Below are 15,719 nucleotides of genomic sequence, written 5' to 3'. Positions count from 1 at the left end.
TATGGATGCTATGCAAGCGGCAGTGGAGACGGCCGCGCCGTCGGGAACGACGCTGAAGCGCCGTCTGCAGGGCCGCCACATCGCGATGATCGCGATCGGCGGCTCGATCGGCACGGGGCTGTTCGTCGCGTCGGGCGCGTCGGTCGCGCAGGCGGGGCCGGGCGGCGCGATCGCCGCGTATATCGCGATCGGGCTGATGGTGTACTTCGTCGTCACGGGCCTCGGCGAGATGGCCGCGCTGATGCCGGTGTCGGGGTCGTTTGCGATCTACGGCGAGAAGTACGTCGACGAAGGCTTCGGCGTCGCGCTCGGCTGGACCTACTGGTACAGCTGGGCCGTGACGATCGCGATCGAGCTGGTCGCCGCGCAGATCGTGATGCGCTACTGGTTTCCGACCATACCCGGCATCTGGTGGGGCGCGGGCTTCCTCGTGCTGATCTTCCTGCTGAATACGCTGTCGGTGCGCGGCTTCGGCGAATCGGAATACTGGTTCTCGCTGATCAAGGTCGTGACCGTGGTCGCGTTCATCGCGGCCGGGCTGCTGATCGCCGCCGGCCTGATCGGGAACGGGCATCCGGTCGGCTTGCGCAACTTCACGACCGGCGACGCGCCGTTTGTCGGCGGCGTGCACGCGATGATGAGCGTCGCGCTGATCGCGGGATTCTCGTTCCTCGGCACCGAGCTGGTCGGGATCACCGCCGGCGAATCGGAGAATCCGCGCAAGACGATCCCGCGCGCGGTGAAGCAGATTTTCTGGCGAATCATGCTGTTCTACGTGTTCGCGATCTTCGTGATCGGCCTGCTGGTGCCGTACACGGACCCGAACCTGTTGAAGAGCGACGTGACCGACATCGGCGTGAGCCCGTTCACGCTGGTGTTCAGCCATGCCGGTTTCCGGCTCGCCGCCGGCGCCATGAATCTCGTGATCCTGACGGCCGTGCTGTCGGCCGGCAACTCCGGCACCTATGCGGCGACGCGGATGCTGTACAACCTTGCTGCGGAAGGGCGCGCACCGGCGATGTTCGCGACGCTGTCGCCGGGCGGCGTGCCGCGCAACGCGCTGTACGCGACGATGGCCGTCGGCGGGCTGTGCTTCCTCACGTCGCTGACCAACAACCAGAGCATCTATCTGTGGCTGCTGAACACGGTCGGCATCACGGGTTTCATCGCGTGGCTCGGCATCGCGGTCTGCCATTACCGGTTCCGCAAGGGGTTCCTGAAGCAGGGCTACCGGCTCGATCAGCTGCCGTACCGCGCGAAATGGTTCCCATTCGGGCCGCTGTTCGCGATCGCGATCTGCATCGTGATCTCGCTCGGGCAGGATTACCAGGCGTTCTTCGCGGCCCGCATCGACTGGATGGAAGTGCTGTCGATCTACGTGTGGATTCCGCTGTTCGTCGCGATCTGGTGGGCATATCGCCGGGCGCGCAAGAGCCGGCTCGTGCGCTACGAGGAGATGGACATCGGGCCGTGGCTGACGCGCTCGGTCGAGGCCGTCGATGCGGCGGCCACGCAGCACGGGCACCCGCACTGACTTGTCGGTATTGAAGGCGCGGTGCCGAAAGCGCGGCAACGGAAGCCGGTCGTATCGGACGGCCGGCTCCGCTGCGACGGCCCGCGCGCGGCGGCGCACGCAAACCGCGCTCAGTGCGCGTGCTGCAACCGCGCCTTCATGAAGTCCACCCACGCGCGCACTTTCTGCGGCACGTGCCGCGTCGCGACGTACAGCGCGTAGACGTTCTGCTGCGGAAACCTGTACGCGGGCAGCGCATCGACCAGCGTGCCGCTTTCGAGATCGTCGCGCACGAGCCATTCGGGCAGCAGCGCGACGCCGCTGCCCTGGCGCGCGAGTTCACTCAACACCGATGCGTTGTCGACGACGACGCGAGGCTTCGCGGCCGGTCGAAATGCATGTTCGTTGCCCGCGCGATCGGTGAGCGTCCATTCGGCGATCCGCTCGAGCCGGCTGTGGCCGAGCTGCGGCAGGCGGGCGAGCTCGTCGGGCGACGCCGGTTTCGGGCGCCCGGCCTTAGCCGGCAGGTCGGGCGCCATCACGGCGAGTACGTCGTAGGTGGCGAGGCAGACGCCGCGATAGGGCAGGTCGCGAAAGTGCTCGTGGCGTCCGAGCCGGATCGCGACGTCGAAGCGGTCGCGCACGAGATCGGCCTGCGACGTATGCGTTTCGAGCCGCACGCGTAACGCGGGATGCTGCGCGGTGAACGCATGCAGCATCGGTGCGAGGACGCGCGCCGCATACTCGACCGTCGACGTCACGCGCAGCATGCCCTGCATCCCGCCATGCTCGCCGCGCACCTCGTCGATCGCGCCTTCGGCTTCGTCGAGCACGCGCAGGCAGCGCTGGTAGAAGCGCTCGCCGGCGTCGGTCAGCTCGACACGCCGGGTCGTGCGCGTGAGCAGCGTGACGCCGAGCTCGGCTTCGAGCTGCTTCACGTTGAAACTGACGGCCGCCCGCGCCTGGTTCAGTGTGGTGGCGGCGGCCGTGAACGAACCGGCTTCGACCACGGCACGGAAAACGGCGAAACGATCGAGGCTCACCATGGTTGGGGCGTGGGTCCTGTCTGGCTGTTGGATCGCTCGAAGGGTACCCGAATGTGCGGCCGCGCGGCGTTGCGGCGCTACGGCGTCGGGGCGGCGCGATCCGATTGTCAAAAAATTGCGACGGGACTCGTCGCATCCGGCCGCTTACCGATACGCGTGCCGGCTTCTACACTGCGGCGTTTCGTGATGTTCCCGCCGCCATGCCAGACCGTTCCAGAATCGCCGCCGTCTACCTGTTCGGCTTCGCGATCGACCTCGCGAACATGTTCATGCTGAACGCCGCGTATCCGGCGCTGCAGCGCGAGCTGCACGCGTCGGTCGCGCAGCTTGCGTGGGTCGGCAACATGTACGTGCTCGGCCTGACCGTCGTGATTCCGTTCGGCACGTGGCTCGCGCGCCGCTGCGGCGAGCGGCGCGTGTTCGCCGCATCGCTGCTGCTGTTCGGGCTCGGCAGTGCCGGCGTCGGCGCGTCGCCGTCGATCGAGACGCTGCTCGCGTGGCGGCTGGTCCAGGGGCTCGGCGGCGGGCTGCTGATTCCGGTCGGGCAGACGATGGCCTATCGCGCGTATCCGCCGCAGGCGCGGGCGCGGCTCACGTCGGTCGTGATGATGGTCGCGCTGCTCGTGCCGGCGTTGTCGCCGGCGGTCGGCGGGGCGATCGTCGATCGCGGTTCGTGGCGCGCGATCTTCTTCGCGATGTTGCCGATCGCGGCCGCGACCTGCGCGCTCGCGTTCGCATGGCTGCCGCGCGACGGCGCGCGCGACCGGCCGCCGCGGCTCGACTGGCCGGGGCTCGGCCTGAGTGCGGTCACGCTCGTCGCGTTGCTGCTCGGGCTGACCGCCGCGGGGCAGCCAGGCGGCGCGGCATTCCCGCTCGCGATGCTGGCCGTCGCGAGCGCGGCAGGCGCAGGCTATGCGGCGCATGCGCGTCGCGCCCTGTCGCCGGTCGTCGACCTGCGACTGCTCGCCCAGCCGCTGCTGCGAACCGGCGTGGTGGTCTATCTGTGCGTGCCGGGCATCTTCACGGGCGTCAACCTCGTCGCGTCGCTCTATCTGCAGAACGCGCTCGGGTTGAGCGCCGCGCATGCCGGCGCGCTGATGCTGCCGTGGGCGATCGCGGCGTGCTTCGCGATCGCGACCACGCGCCGCTGCTTCGCGCGCCACGGCGCGAAACCCTTGTTCGCGAGCGGCATCGCGATCGATTGCGTCGGCATCGCACTGCTCGCGACCCCCTGGGCCGGCGTCGAAGCCGTGCGTATCGCGGCATTCGCGGCGATGGGGTTCGGCGCGAGCCTGTGCACGAGCACGTCGCAAAGCGCGGCGTTCGTCGATGTGCCTGCCGACCGGATGGGCGACGCGAGCGCGCTGTGGAACATCAACCGCCAGTTGAGCTTCTGCGTCGGCGTGGCCCTGCTCGGCAGCGCACTCAATGCGTTGCTGGCGTTCGACGCGGGCGGGCCGTCGCTCGCGCCGTACCGCTGGTGCTTCGGGCTGGCGGTGCTGCTGACGTTGCTGCCGCTGGGCCTGATTGCGCGGCTTCCCGCATACCGTGCGCCGGTCGCGCAACCCGTTTCATCCCACTCGTGAGAACCTGAGAGCCTTATGAATTTGCCGAATCCGTATTTCAAGGAAGTCGTCGACACCGTTGCCGACATCGCGTGCTGGTTGTCCGGCCGTGCCGGCCCCGAGCGGCTCGCGACGCTGATGGCGCGCTTTTCGCCGGGATTTTCGATGATCACGATGTCGGGCACGGTGCTCGATTACGCGGGCATCGATGCGCTGTTTTCACACGGGCACGGCGCGCGCCCCGGGCTGGTGATCGACATCGACGAGTTGCGCGGGCTTGCCGTGTGGTCCGATGGCGCGACGATCGGCTATCGCGAGACGCAGACCGACGCGCAAGGGCAGCGCACGGTGCGGCGCTCGACGGTCGTGTTCCGGCGCGAGGCGGACGGGCTGATCGTGTGGCGCCATTTGCACGAGACGCCGGTCGTCGCGTGAGCGGGGCATCGGCCGCCCTGCCCGAGGCGGCGCGGATGCGGTGCCGGCGTTACTTGTCCAGCTCCGGATAGTGCCGGAAGATGCCCATGTCGTTGAACGGGATGCGGCGTTCCGACGCGAGATAGCGCGCCACCGGCGGATGCTCCGCGACGCGGTCGTGCAGCGCGACCAGCGCCGCGATTTTCCGCTCCGCGCGCTTCGTCGCTTTCGGAAACGCGTAACGCAGCCCCTCGATCAACTGGAACATCGACAGGTCCGCATAGCTGAGTGCGCGGCCGGCGATGTAGCCGCTCTTGTGCGGGTTCTGGTCGAGTACGCGCTCGAAGTAACCGAGGAATTTCGGCAGCCGGTTTTCGAGGAAATCGGCCGCGCGCTCGGCGGCTTCCGCCTGCTGGTCCTCGTAGTAGAGGCCGCTTGCGATCGGATGGTGCGTGTCGTGGATCTCGGTGACGAAATCGGCCACGGTCAACTGAAGCTGGTGCACCCACAGCCGGCCGGCTTCGTCGTCCGGCGCGAGCCCGAGCCGCGCGCCGAGAAACAGCAGGATGTTCGCGGTTTGCCCGACCACCAGGTCGCCGGCTTTCAGGAACGGCGGCGCAAACGGCACGCATTCCGCCTTCGCGCTGTCCATCATGCGCATCATCGCCGGCACCCCCATGCCGCGCCCCGATTCGCGCGCGACGTCGACGTAGTCGGCTTCCGCCGCCTCGAGCGCGAGCCGCACATATTCGCCTCGGCCCTGGATCTCGGGCCAGTAATACAGTTCGTATCGCATGCTGTTTTCCCGTTCGTTGAAGCGGCCGCCACGGGCATCGTGACGATCGGGCGGCCGCGCGTCGCGCGCCGCCCGCTGCGAATAGACAGTCTAGGCGATCGCGGGAAAAGTGCAGCGCATCGCCATCGCGCGCTACGCGCCGCGCTCGCCGCCCTCGGGGCCGTAGAAGAACACCCAGGTCGAGAAGTCGCCGGAGAAGCCGGTGAAGCGGTGGTCGGCGTGTGCCGGGACGAACAGCACGTCACCGGCCGCGACCGCGCATTCGCGTCCGTCGACGACGAAGTGCGACGTGCCGGTGGCGATCACGTAGACCTCGTCGCGCGTGTGCGGCTTCTGCTTGTCTTCGATGCGCGGCCGGTACAGCTCGACGTCGAGCGTGCCGTGGCGAAACAGCGTCGTGAACAGCGTGCCTTCTTCGTCGAGACGGGCGAGCGATTCGTTCAGGCCGAGCTTCATCGTCGTGTACTCCGGGTCCGGGGCGTGGGGATTGCCCATGTGCGTTGCGCGATCGTAGCGCGTCATGCCGGGAAGTCGCGGGGAGCGCATGATCGCCATCCGTGGAACGAATCGCGCAGGCGCTCACCCTATGTGAAACGCAGGCATCCATCCGCGAAACAACGACGCGATTGCGCGTATTGGCTCGCGAGCTTCACCGCAATTTAACAAACGCCGACTACGATCCGGGCTCGTCAATCGACGCAAGCGCGGCGATTCGGCCCGCGCTGCGGTACTGCTGTCCGTCGCCGCCTGCGCGACTCGCCCGATTGCGATTTCCCGTGACCGTGAATGCGACGCCGAGGTATCGCGTCGACGTCATTCGCATCATTTCGTATTTCTCATGAAACTGAATCCGCTGGCTTCCTCACGCAGAAAATTCCTGGCCGCCGCGCCGGCCGTCGCAGCGGTGCCGCTGCTGAGCGCATGCGGCGGCGACGACGTCACGTCGATGCCCGTTACCGACGCCGCGCTGGCCGCGCAGATGTCCGCGAAGCTGAATGCGCAGCTCGGCGATGCCGCGACGGTCGGCGCGATCCAGCCGGCGCTGACCGACGTCGGGTTTGCGTGGGACCTGCCGACGATGCCGGCGGCCCAGGCCGGCGTGATCGTCGCGTACAGCTTCGGCAATCGCCCGAACGCGGCAAGCGGCAATACGTCGAGCACGGGCGGCAACCAGTCCGCGCTGCCCGATCCGGGGCCCGTCAACGAAGCGCTCGCGGACGCCGTCTACCGCATTCGGCAACTGAAGCCGGTCAAGGTCTACGCGCAGTGGGAAATCGCCCGCTTTCTCGTGTCGAAATACGGGATGGGCGCGGACGTGCTGTCGTCGATCGAGCCCGTGATCGCGAGCGACGGCACGATCGTGTACCTCAGCACGGCCGGCGTGGCCGCCGAGGCCGCGGCGCGCGCGGGCGGCGCGGCCGCGATGGGCAGCGTCGCGGTGGTCGGCCATCGGGATCACGCGAAGCGCTGCATCCAGACCTCGCAGCAGGCGGGCATGAAGGCGGCCGCGGTTGCCGAGGTGCCGTTGCCGACGCGCTACGACCCGCAGTCGGGCCAGCCGTGGACGCGCAATCGCAGCCTGTACCTCGTGCACGACATGTATGCGCAGATGCTTGCCCGCGCGGTCGGCGCGACGATGCAGGCGTTCCCGAAGGGCTGACGCACTTTCTTTCTCCCGATTCCGATGACCATGCAGACCCGCCGCCATTTCCTCGCTTCCGCTGCCGCGCTTGCCGCGACCTGTGCCGCCAGCACGCCGGGCTTCGCCGGCGACGCTCCCGTTTCAGATGCCGAACTGCAACGCCAGATGCTCGGCAAGCTGACGAACGAACTGAACGACCGCGCAGCCGCCGCCGACGAGGCCGGTTACCTGTTCGAGACGTTTTTCTCGTGGACGCCGCCGACCGTCCAGGCCACGGCCATCAACACGATTGCCGCATTCGCTTTCGGCAGTCGCGCCGCGCCGTCGTCGGGCGCCGCGCCGGTGCCCGGCCCCGTGAACGAGGCGATTGCCGACGCCGTGTTCCTGCTGCGCCAGAAGGTCGCCGCGCGGATCTTTGCGCAGCAGGAAGTCGCGAGCGTGCTCGCGTCGAAATACGGGCTGACGGCCGGCGTGACGTCGATCGCGACACCGGCGCCGGCCGCCGGCAGCCCGATACCGACGCCCGACGGCGTCGTAACCGCGATCGTCAGGCAGGCCGGTTCGGCCTCGGCACTCGGCAACGTCGGTGTCGTCACGCATTCGGATCAGGCGTCGATTGCCGTGCGCGTGTCGAAAACCGCGGGGATGCAGGCCGCGGTGCCGGCGGGCCTGACGCTGCCGTCGCTCTACGACGCGTCCGCGCAGATGCCGGCCTTGCGGCGCCGCGATCTTTACCTGCTGAGCAACGTCGGCGTGCAACTCGGGATGCTGCGGCTCGACCTGATCAACCGCGAATACCCGAACGGCTGACGCTGCGGGGCACTCGCGGCATCCACCGCCGAACGACTTCACGTTCCGGGCGCCCGGTGTGCGGCGCAATCGCGAGCAGCCGGCCGTTCAAGACGCCGTCGCTGCACGACACGTCGCAGCGAAGGGTGTTGTTCCGCAGCGGCCGCTTCCACTCGCCGGAGGACGCGCAGCACTTCTGCGTGCAGCGCGATACCGACCCCGCGAAGGCGGCCAGCCGGCGCGTGTCGCCGCGACATGCGCCCCACGCGACGGCTGCAACCGCCGCCGCGCCGTTCGCGCCCGCATTTGCCGGGTAATGTCGATACAGGTATTGGCACTACCAGCCAAACCACTGTTTTTAATGGGTTTTTTCGCGTGCGGCCCGCGCCGTGACGCGTTCTGCGTGGCATAATCGACCGCATCCGCAAGGCTTGTAGTCACAACGACCCCGCATACCCATGGCACAGACTCTCTACGACAAACTGTGGAACACCCACGTGGTCCACACCGAGGAAGACGGCACGACTTTGCTCTACATCGACCGTCAGCTGCTGCATGAAGTCACGAGCCCGCAGGCATTCGAAGGGCTGAAGATCGCGCAGCGTCCGGTGTGGCGCATCAGCGCGAACCTGGCCGTGTCGGACCACAACGTGCCGACCACCGATCGCAGCCACGGCATCGCCGATCCCGTCTCGAAGCTGCAGGTCGACACGCTCGACGCGAACTGCGATGCGTTCGGCATCACGCAGTTCAAGATGAACGACGTGCGCCAGGGCATCGTCCACATCATCGGGCCGGAGCAGGGCGCGACGCTGCCGGGCATGACGATCGTGTGCGGCGATTCGCATACGTCGACGCACGGCGCGTTCGGCGCGCTCGCACACGGCATCGGCACGTCGGAAGTCGAGCACGTGCTCGCCACGCAAACCCTGCTGCAGAAGAAGAGCAAGAACATGCTCGTGAAGGTCGAGGGTGCGCTGCCGCGCGGCTGTACCGCGAAGGACATCGTGCTCGCGATCATCGGAAAGATCGGCACGGCCGGCGGCACAGGCTACGCGATCGAATTCGGCGGCTCGACGATCCGCGCGCTGACGATGGAAGGCCGCATGACCGTCTGCAACATGGCGATCGAAGCCGGCGCGCGCGCGGGCATGGTCGCGGTGGACGACACGACCATCGATTACCTGAAGGGCCGTCCGTTCGTGCCGACCGGCGCGGAATGGGATCAGGCCGTCGAATACTGGCGCCAGTTCAAGTCGGACGAAGGCGCGCAGTTCGATCGCGTGGTCGAGCTGAACGCGGCCGAGATCGTGCCGCAGGTCACGTGGGGCACGTCGCCGGAAATGGTCACGTCGATCGACGGTCGCGTGCCCGATCCCGAACGCGAGAAGGATCCGGTCAAGCGCGACGCGATGGAGCGTGCGCTGGCCTACATGGCGCTCGAGCCGAACACGCCGATCGAGTCGATCAAGGTCGACAAGATCTTCATCGGTTCGTGCACGAACGCGCGCATCGAGGACATCCGCGCAGCCGCGTACGTCGTGAAGAAGCTGAACCGTCGTGTCGCGTCGAACGTGCGGCTCGCGATGGTCGTGCCGGGCTCGGGCCTCGTGAAGGCGCAGGCCGAGCGCGAAGGGCTCGACAAGGTGTTCACGGATGCCGGCTTCGAATGGCGCGAGCCGGGCTGCTCGATGTGCCTCGCGATGAACGCCGACCGGCTGGATCCGGGCGAGCGCTGCGCGTCGACGTCGAACCGCAACTTCGAAGGCCGGCAGGGTGCGGGCGGTCGCACGCACCTCGTGAGCCCCGCGATGGCGGCGGCCGCGGCGATCGAAGGTCACTTCGTCGACATTCGCAAGCTGGGGTAACGCGTGACGGCATCGAAGGTCATAACGCGGCTGGTTGCCGCGCTGGCGCTTGCGGGGCTGGGCTTCGGCCTTGCGGGCTGCAATACCGTCCAGGGCTTCGGGCAGGACGTCAACGCCGCCGGCAATGCGCTGAAGCGCGCCGCGGAGTGACGATTCCCGCTGAGAATTTGTCGATGTGCGCCGGCTGAACGCCGGCCCTTCAACCGGATAGACGGATCATGGAAAAATTCATTGTGCATACCGGCGTCGTGGCGCCGCTCGATCGCGAGAACGTCGACACCGATGCGATCATCCCGAAGCAGTTCCTGAAGTCGATCAAGCGCACGGGCTTCGGTCCGAACGCGTTCGACGAATGGCGTTACCTCGATCACGGCGAGCCGGGCCAGGACAACTCGAAGCGTCCGCTGAATCCCGACTTCGTGCTGAACCAGCCGCGCTACCAGGGTGCATCCGTGCTGCTCGCGCGCAAGAACTTCGGCTGCGGCAGCTCGCGCGAGCACGCGCCGTGGGCACTGCAGCAGTACGGCTTCCGCGCGATCATCGCGCCGAGCTTCGCGGACATCTTCTTCAACAACTGCTACAAGAACGGGCTGCTGCCGATCGTGCTGACCGAGCAGCAGGTCGATCACCTGTTCAACGAGACGGTTGCGTTCAACGGTTTTCAACTGACGATCGACCTCGACGCACAGGTCGTGCGTTCGGGCGACGGCCGCGAGTATCCGTTCGAGATCACCGCGTTCCGCAAGTACTGCCTGCTGAACGGCTTCGACGACATCGGCCTCACGCTGCGCCACGCGGACAAGATCCGCCAGTTCGAGGCCGAGCGCCTCGTGAAGCAGCCGTGGCTCAATACCAAGCTGGTCGGCTGACGTGCCTTTCGGGCGGGCGCGCCGGCGGCGCGCTCGCCGGCCTGCCTCATAAAACCTATCCAGTCAGGAATTTCGCATGAAGATTGCAGTGCTGCCCGGCGACGGCATCGGTCCGGAAATCGTCAATGAAGCGGTGAAGGTGCTGAACGCACTCGACGAGAAGTTCGAACTCGAACAGGCGCCGGTTGGCGGCGCGGGCTACGAGGCAAGCGGTCATCCGCTGCCGGACGCGACGCTGGCGCTCGCGAAGGAAGCCGACGCGATCCTGTTCGGCGCCGTGGGCGACTGGAAGTACGACTCGCTCGAGCGCGCGCTGCGCCCCGAGCAGGCGATCCTCGGGCTGCGCAAGCATCTCGAGCTGTTCGCGAACTTCCGCCCGGCGATCTGCTACCCGCAGCTCGTCGATGCGTCGCCGCTGAAACCCGAGCTGGTCGCGGGCCTCGACATCCTGATCGTGCGCGAACTGAACGGCGACATCTACTTCGGCCAGCCGCGCGGCGTGCGTGCCGCGCCGGACGGCCTGTTCGCGGGCGAACGCGAAGGCTTCGACACGATGCGCTATTCGGAACCGGAAGTGCGCCGCATCGCGCACGTCGCGTTCCAGGCGGCCCGCAAGCGCGCGAAGAAGCTGCTGTCGGTCGACAAGGCGAACGTGCTCGAAACGTCGCAGTTCTGGCGCGACATCATGATCGACGTGTCGAAGGAGTACGCGGACGTCGAGCTGTCGCACATGTACGTCGACAACGCGGCGATGCAGCTCGCGAAGGCGCCGAAGCAGTTCGACGTGATCGTCACCGGCAACATGTTCGGCGACATCCTGTCGGATGAAGCGTCGATGCTGACGGGCTCGATCGGCATGCTGCCGTCGGCGTCGCTCGACAAGAACAACAAGGGCCTGTACGAGCCGTCGCACGGTTCGGCGCCGGACATCGCGGGCAAGGGCATCGCGAACCCGCTCGCGACGATCCTGTCGGCCGCGATGATGCTGCGTTACTCGCTGAATCGTGCGGAGCAGGCCGATCGCATCGAGCGCGCGGTGAAAACGGTGCTCGAACAGGGCTACCGCACGGGCGATATCGCGACGCCGGGTGGCAAGCAGGTCGGCACGACGGCGATGGGCGACGCGGTGGTCGCGGCGCTGTAACGCAAGCAAGTAGAAAGGGCGCGAACGGGCCGCGAAATCGGCCGGTTCGCGCGCGGTTGGCCGTTGTGCGGGCAACCGGCTTTGTGTAGACTCGAACGATGGCGCAAATTTCCCTGATCTCCCCGGTCTTGAAACTCCACGGCAACATTGCCCGTGCGGGTGCGCGCGCCATCGTCATCACGAAAACCATTACCACGAAAACGATCATTAAACGCTGATCGTCCGTCGTGCCCGCCTATTTCCCCGCGCGGTCACACCGGGGACGGAAATGGCGGGGAAGCTCCATCAAAGGGTTAGTCATGAACGTAGGTCTCGTAGGTTGGCGCGGCATGGTCGGCAGCGTCCTGATGCAGCGCATGCAGGAAGAGGGCGATTTCGACCTGATCGAACCGGTGTTTTTCAGCACCAGCAACACGGGCGGCAAAGCGCCGTCGTTCGCGAAAAACGAGACTACGCTCAAGGACGCGACCAACGTCGACGAGCTGAAGAAGTGCGACGTGATCATCACGTGCCAGGGCGGTGACTACACGAACGACGTGTTCCCGAAGCTGCGCGCGGCGGGCTGGAACGGCTACTGGATCGATGCGGCATCGTCGCTGCGGATGAAGGACGACGCGGTCATCATCCTCGATCCGGTCAACCTCGACGTGATCAAGGATGCGCTCGTCAAGGGCACGAAGAACTTCATCGGCGGCAACTGCACGGTCAGCCTGATGCTGATGGCGCTCGGCGGCCTGTTCCGCGAGAACCTCGTCGACTGGATGACGGCGATGACCTACCAGGCCGCATCGGGCGCGGGCGCGCAGAACATGCGCGAACTGCTGTCGCAGATGGGCACGCTGAACGGCGCGGTGAAGGAGCAGCTCGCCGATCCGGCATCCGCGATCCTCGACATCGACCGCCGCGTGCTGGCCGCGATGAACAGCGACGCGATGCCGACCAGCAACTTCGGCGTGCCGCTCGCCGGCTCGCTGATCCCGTGGATCGACAAGGATCTCGGCAACGGGATGTCGAAGGAAGAGTGGAAGGGCGGTGCGGAAACCAACAAGATCCTCGGCAAGCCGGCGATGGGCGAGCCGGGTTCGATCCCGGTCGACGGCCTGTGCGTGCGGATCGGCGCAATGCGCTGCCACTCGCAGGCTCTGACGATCAAGCTGAACAAGGACGTGCCGCTCGACGAGATCAACGGCATCCTCGCGTCGGCGAACGACTGGGTGAAGGTCGTGCCGAACGAGCGTGAAGCGTCGATGCGCGACCTGTCGCCGGCGAACGTCACGGGCACGCTGACGGTGCCGGTCGGCCGCCTGCGCAAGCTCGCGATGGGCGGCGAATACCTGTCGGCGTTCACGGTCGGCGACCAGCTGCTGTGGGGTGCGGCCGAGCCGCTGCGCCGCATGCTGCGCATCCTGCTCGACAAGTAAGCTCGTGTGTCCGGCCCGCGATGCGCGGGCCGCGTTGCACAAGATGGCGCGCTGCGCCGGCCTTGACGATATCAAGGCTGGCGCGGCGCGTTTTTCATGTGCGCGTCAGCGCATGTTCAGCAGCGTCTGGTCGACGGTCTGCTGGGTCTTGATCGTCTGCGCATTGGCCTGGTAATCGCGCTGCGCCTTGATCAGGTTCACGAGCTCGGTCGTCAGGTCGACGTTCGAGTTTTCCAGCGCACTTCCCTGCAGCGTGCCGTGGTTCGTGCTGCCCGGCGCGGAGATCTGCGGCACGCCCGACGCGGCGGTTTCCACATACTGATTGCCGCCAATGTTCTCGAGCCCGTTCGGGTTGTTGAAGTTCGCGAGCGCGATCAGGCCGAGCACTGCGCTCTGGCCGTTCGAGTAATTGCCGGTCAGCTTGCCGTCGGTGCCGATCGAGAACGTCGTCAGCGTGCCGCTCGCGAAGCCGTCTTGTGCGAGGTTGGTCACGCCGCTCTTTCCGCCAAACTGCGTCGTGCCGCCCAGGTCGAGCGTCAGGTTCTGCGGATTGGCGCCGCCCGACGCGTTGGGGATCGAAAACGCGAACTGACCGAGGCTCGGCGTCGGCTGGCCGGTGGCAGCCGACGTCGTCGAGGTGATCCGGCCCGATGTGTCGAACGTGACGGTGCCGAGATTCGTCGGCGTCTGGCCCTGCACCCCCGCGTAGGCCTGCCAGGTGCCGGCCGCGTTCTTCGTGAAATACATCGACACCTGCTGCGAGCCGCCGAGCGTGTCGTAGACCTGGATCGACGAATTGTAGTTGTACGTGGTGTTGTCGCCCGGGTTGAACGGCGTCTTGGCCGGCACCTTGTCCTGCGAATTCAGGTTGAACTGGCCGGTGATCTTCGTCGTCGCCTGCGGGGCGATGTTGTTGGTCGGCGCCTGCAGCGGCACGGTCGCCGCGGTATTGATCGCGCCGCCCGGGCCTGCCGCATAGCCCATCAGGTTGCGGTTTTGCGAATCGACGATGGCGCCGCTCTTGTCCCGGTGGAATACGCCGTCACGCGAGTACGTCGTCACGCCGTTGTTCGACATCTGGAAGAAGCCGTTGCCGTTGATCGCGATGTCGAGCGACGACTTCGTCGTGTTGATCGTCCCCTGGCCGAATTGCTGCTGCACCGACGCGAGCCGCGTGCCGATGCCGATCTGCGTGTTGGTCGACGTCGCAACCGAATTCGCGTACATGTCGGCGAAGTTCGCGCGCCCCTGCTTGAAGCCGACCGTGTTTGCGTTCGCGATGTTGTTGCCGATCACGTCGAGATGGTTCGCCGCGCCGGCCAACCCGCTCAAACCCTGTTGATAGCCCATGTTCGATCCCCGTAACGAGCTGGTGAGTAGATGCAGTCGTGCGACTGCGCGATGCCTCCCTGGCACCTCACGACGTCAGCCCGGCCGGGCGCGTGCCTGCCTTTCCGGCAGGTGTGTACGTGGTGGTCGAACTGCGCCGATTCTTGTTTGAAGACGATCGTAGCGACGGCAATTATTCGATCTGTGTAATTTTGTGTAATGTAATTGAATTGTTGTCGAAATGATTGATTTCGTATGAGAAATGAAACTGGGGTGAGGCTTGAAAGCCTTGTGGGGCGAGGGATTGAGGATGGAGATGTCCAATTCGACGATAAGAGAGGGGAATTGGCCTCTTATAGATCAATTGAAATTTATTTGAATTGTTTTGGTGATCGGCGGGATTTGTTTTTATTGGAGATCGCTAATCCATTAACGGCAGGTGGCGCGATTTATTGAGCAAACGTGCCCGATTTCGCGGTCGTGGCGCGGCATCAAGCCCGGAGTGGGCAGGGCGCAGGGTGAGCGGCAAGGGGCGCGCCATCCGTTCGGGACGGGATGCGGCCGGGCATCTTTCAGTTGAGGGAGGTGTGCTTCCGATCGATCGGGAACGCTGGTCGCACCGTGTGAACCCGGGCATCGGAGCGGCCCGGCAGGCGGGCGCGCGGACGCGCGAACGCGGCCGGTTGCACCCATCGGCGACGAATTCGGCCCGAACCCGATCACGTGAAGTAAACTACGCGGTTACGACGCACAGACCCGCCGAAAGCGTCGCGTTCAACGCGACGCTTTTGCATTTCTGCGGCAACTTTATTGACGCTTTCAACCGCGAATCCGAGCCGCGCCCATGCGCGGCGATAGAGCCAACGATGTCCCGAATTTCCTTGTTTCCGCGTCAGTCCCGTCTGTCGCGCGCCGTGCGTGGCGCGCTGGCGATCCTGGCGCTCGGCGCAACCGCATCGGCCTGGGCGGCCGGCACCGGCGAACTGCCGGCGTCCGCTGCCGGTGGTGCAGTGCCGCTTACCGTGACGGTCCAGCCCGGCCAGTCGCTGAACGACATCGCGAAAGCGGCCACGCAGTCGCGCGATCCCGGTGTGCTCGCGCGCGCCGGCCGCGCGCTGTTCGACGCCAATCCGCAGGCGTTCATGAAGCACGACGCGAGCCGCCTGAAAGTCGGTGCGACGCTGACCGTGCCGGCGCTCGATGCGACAGGCGCGGCACTCGTGCCGGCCGCTGCATCTGCTGCATCTGCTGCATCCGCTGCATCCGGCACATCGGGTACCGCGGCAGCGTCCGCGCCCGCGGCGGCATCCGGCGGCACGGCGG

The 15,719-nt window shown here is 66.4% G+C and carries 18 protein-coding genes; 14 read left to right on the top strand and 4 right to left on the bottom strand.

From position 1 onward, the window contains the following. Position 1: 1 nt before the first annotated feature. A complete protein-coding gene (locus ABY44_RS12325) occupies positions 2–1,534 on the top strand; it encodes an amino acid permease (RefSeq protein ID WP_027791128.1) in 1,533 nt (510 codons plus the stop codon). Between the two features lie 110 nt (positions 1,535–1,644). Here ABY44_RS12325 and ABY44_RS12320 read toward each other — a convergent pair whose 3' ends face one another. Beyond that, the gene (locus tag ABY44_RS12320; RefSeq protein ID WP_060173158.1) at positions 1,645–2,559 is read right to left on the bottom strand and encodes a LysR family transcriptional regulator; all 915 of its coding nucleotides are present in this window, start codon (positions 2,557–2,559) and stop codon (positions 1,645–1,647) included. Positions 2,560–2,759: 200 nt separating this feature from the next. Here ABY44_RS12320 and ABY44_RS12315 point away from each other — a divergent pair, with 200 nt between their 5' ends. Continuing rightward, positions 2,760–4,145 carry an MFS transporter gene (locus tag ABY44_RS12315; protein WP_060173159.1) on the top strand — a complete coding sequence of 462 codons (1,386 nt, stop codon included), beginning with the start codon at positions 2,760–2,762 and terminating at the stop codon, positions 4,143–4,145. Between the two features lie 15 nt (positions 4,146–4,160). After that, entirely contained in the window at positions 4,161–4,559 is a 399-nt protein-coding gene (locus ABY44_RS12310; protein WP_027791131.1) for a hypothetical protein, read from the top strand. A 49-nt stretch (positions 4,560–4,608) separates the two neighbouring features. Here ABY44_RS12310 and ABY44_RS12305 read toward each other — a convergent pair whose 3' ends face one another. Together ABY44_RS12305 and ABY44_RS12300 are read right to left on the bottom strand one after the other, a co-directional pair. Then, positions 4,609–5,334 (bottom strand): glutathione S-transferase, encoded by a 726-nt coding sequence (locus tag ABY44_RS12305; RefSeq protein ID WP_060173160.1) that lies wholly within the window; start codon positions 5,332–5,334, stop codon positions 4,609–4,611. A 132-nt stretch (positions 5,335–5,466) separates the two neighbouring features. Next, positions 5,467–5,790 carry a cupin domain-containing protein gene (locus ABY44_RS12300; RefSeq protein ID WP_059694337.1) on the bottom strand — a complete coding sequence of 108 codons (324 nt, stop codon included), beginning with the start codon at positions 5,788–5,790 and terminating at the stop codon, positions 5,467–5,469. A gap of 382 nt (positions 5,791–6,172) precedes the next feature. On the opposite strand from ABY44_RS12300, the gene ABY44_RS12295 reads away from it, so the two are divergent. The 9 genes from ABY44_RS12295 to asd all read left to right on the top strand — a co-directional run bounded on the left by ABY44_RS12295 (position 6,173) and on the right by asd (position 13,067). Beyond that, positions 6,173–6,994 carry a hypothetical protein gene (locus tag ABY44_RS12295; protein ID WP_060173161.1) on the top strand — a complete coding sequence of 274 codons (822 nt, stop codon included), beginning with the start codon at positions 6,173–6,175 and terminating at the stop codon, positions 6,992–6,994. Positions 6,995–7,024: 30 nt separating this feature from the next. Continuing rightward, a complete protein-coding gene (locus ABY44_RS12290; RefSeq protein ID WP_060173231.1) occupies positions 7,025–7,786 on the top strand; it encodes a hypothetical protein in 762 nt (253 codons plus the stop codon). Between the two features lie 56 nt (positions 7,787–7,842). Then, entirely contained in the window at positions 7,843–8,082 is a 240-nt protein-coding gene (locus tag ABY44_RS12285; protein ID WP_060173162.1) for a hypothetical protein, read from the top strand. Between the two features lie 141 nt (positions 8,083–8,223). Continuing rightward, positions 8,224–9,633: a 3-isopropylmalate dehydratase large subunit gene (gene leuC, locus ABY44_RS12280; RefSeq protein WP_021158716.1), complete on the top strand. Its 1,410-nt coding sequence runs from the start codon at positions 8,224–8,226 to the stop codon at positions 9,631–9,633. A 3-nt stretch (positions 9,634–9,636) separates the two neighbouring features. Continuing rightward, positions 9,637–9,783 carry an entericidin A/B family lipoprotein gene (locus tag ABY44_RS12275; RefSeq protein ID WP_027791137.1) on the top strand — a complete coding sequence of 49 codons (147 nt, stop codon included), beginning with the start codon at positions 9,637–9,639 and terminating at the stop codon, positions 9,781–9,783. Positions 9,784–9,851: 68 nt separating this feature from the next. After that, the gene (gene leuD, locus ABY44_RS12270; protein WP_060173163.1) at positions 9,852–10,502 is read left to right on the top strand and encodes a 3-isopropylmalate dehydratase small subunit; all 651 of its coding nucleotides are present in this window, start codon (positions 9,852–9,854) and stop codon (positions 10,500–10,502) included. Between the two features lie 76 nt (positions 10,503–10,578). Next, positions 10,579–11,646: a 3-isopropylmalate dehydrogenase gene (gene leuB, locus ABY44_RS12265; RefSeq protein ID WP_021158719.1), complete on the top strand. Its 1,068-nt coding sequence runs from the start codon at positions 10,579–10,581 to the stop codon at positions 11,644–11,646. Positions 11,647–11,744: 98 nt separating this feature from the next. Next, positions 11,745–11,864, top strand: coding sequence for a hypothetical protein (locus tag ABY44_RS12260; RefSeq protein WP_021158720.1), 120 nt, complete (start codon positions 11,745–11,747; stop codon positions 11,862–11,864). An 81-nt stretch (positions 11,865–11,945) separates the two neighbouring features. Beyond that, entirely contained in the window at positions 11,946–13,067 is a 1,122-nt protein-coding gene (asd, locus tag ABY44_RS12255; protein WP_027791140.1) for an aspartate-semialdehyde dehydrogenase, read from the top strand. 105 nt (positions 13,068–13,172) lie between these two features. Here the strand turns inward: asd and flgE are convergent, their stop codons facing one another. Beyond that, a complete protein-coding gene (gene flgE / locus ABY44_RS12250) occupies positions 13,173–14,417 on the bottom strand; it encodes a flagellar hook protein FlgE (protein WP_048022078.1) in 1,245 nt (414 codons plus the stop codon). A gap of 234 nt (positions 14,418–14,651) precedes the next feature. Between flgE and ABY44_RS12245 the strand changes: the two genes are divergently transcribed. Together ABY44_RS12245 and ABY44_RS12240 are read left to right on the top strand one after the other, a co-directional pair. Continuing rightward, positions 14,652–14,852, top strand: a complete 201-nt coding sequence (locus tag ABY44_RS12245) for a hypothetical protein (RefSeq protein WP_155637935.1) — start codon at positions 14,652–14,654, stop codon at positions 14,850–14,852. Between the two features lie 410 nt (positions 14,853–15,262). Next, a partial coding sequence (locus tag ABY44_RS12240) for a type IV pilus assembly protein FimV (protein WP_431641247.1) occupies positions 15,263–15,719 on the top strand: 457 nt, incomplete at its 3' end.

It is taken from the genome of Burkholderia sp. ZZQ-2 (assembly GCF_050768715.1).
Classification (GTDB): Bacteria; Pseudomonadota; Gammaproteobacteria; order Burkholderiales; family Burkholderiaceae; genus Burkholderia; species Burkholderia cepacia.
Note: the sequence above shows the minus strand (reverse complement) of the source record. Positions and strands in the feature narration are given on the sequence as shown.

Excerpts from the sequence above, each read along its gene's own strand:
- ABY44_RS12325 (WP_027791128.1), top strand. The coding sequence starts at position 2 with ATGGATGCTATGCAAGCGGCAGTGGAGACGGCCGCGCCGTCGGGAACG.
- ABY44_RS12320 (WP_060173158.1), bottom strand. The coding sequence starts at position 2,559 with ATGGTGAGCCTCGATCGTTTCGCCGTTTTCCGTGCCGTGGTCGAAGCC.
- ABY44_RS12315 (WP_060173159.1), top strand. The coding sequence starts at position 2,760 with ATGCCAGACCGTTCCAGAATCGCCGCCGTCTACCTGTTCGGCTTCGCG.
- ABY44_RS12310 (WP_027791131.1), top strand. The coding sequence starts at position 4,161 with ATGAATTTGCCGAATCCGTATTTCAAGGAAGTCGTCGACACCGTTGCC.
- ABY44_RS12305 (WP_060173160.1), bottom strand. The coding sequence starts at position 5,334 with ATGCGATACGAACTGTATTACTGGCCCGAGATCCAGGGCCGAGGCGAA.
- ABY44_RS12300 (WP_059694337.1), bottom strand. The coding sequence starts at position 5,790 with ATGAAGCTCGGCCTGAACGAATCGCTCGCCCGTCTCGACGAAGAAGGC.
- ABY44_RS12295 (WP_060173161.1), top strand. The coding sequence starts at position 6,173 with ATGAAACTGAATCCGCTGGCTTCCTCACGCAGAAAATTCCTGGCCGCC.
- ABY44_RS12290 (WP_060173231.1), top strand. The coding sequence starts at position 7,025 with ATGCAGACCCGCCGCCATTTCCTCGCTTCCGCTGCCGCGCTTGCCGCG.
- leuC (WP_021158716.1), top strand. The coding sequence starts at position 8,224 with ATGGCACAGACTCTCTACGACAAACTGTGGAACACCCACGTGGTCCAC.
- leuD (WP_060173163.1), top strand. The coding sequence starts at position 9,852 with ATGGAAAAATTCATTGTGCATACCGGCGTCGTGGCGCCGCTCGATCGC.
- leuB (WP_021158719.1), top strand. The coding sequence starts at position 10,579 with ATGAAGATTGCAGTGCTGCCCGGCGACGGCATCGGTCCGGAAATCGTC.
- ABY44_RS12260 (WP_021158720.1), top strand. The coding sequence starts at position 11,745 with ATGGCGCAAATTTCCCTGATCTCCCCGGTCTTGAAACTCCACGGCAAC.
- asd (WP_027791140.1), top strand. The coding sequence starts at position 11,946 with ATGAACGTAGGTCTCGTAGGTTGGCGCGGCATGGTCGGCAGCGTCCTG.
- flgE (WP_048022078.1), bottom strand. The coding sequence starts at position 14,417 with ATGGGCTATCAACAGGGTTTGAGCGGGTTGGCCGGCGCGGCGAACCAT.
- ABY44_RS12245 (WP_155637935.1), top strand. The coding sequence starts at position 14,652 with ATGAGAAATGAAACTGGGGTGAGGCTTGAAAGCCTTGTGGGGCGAGGG.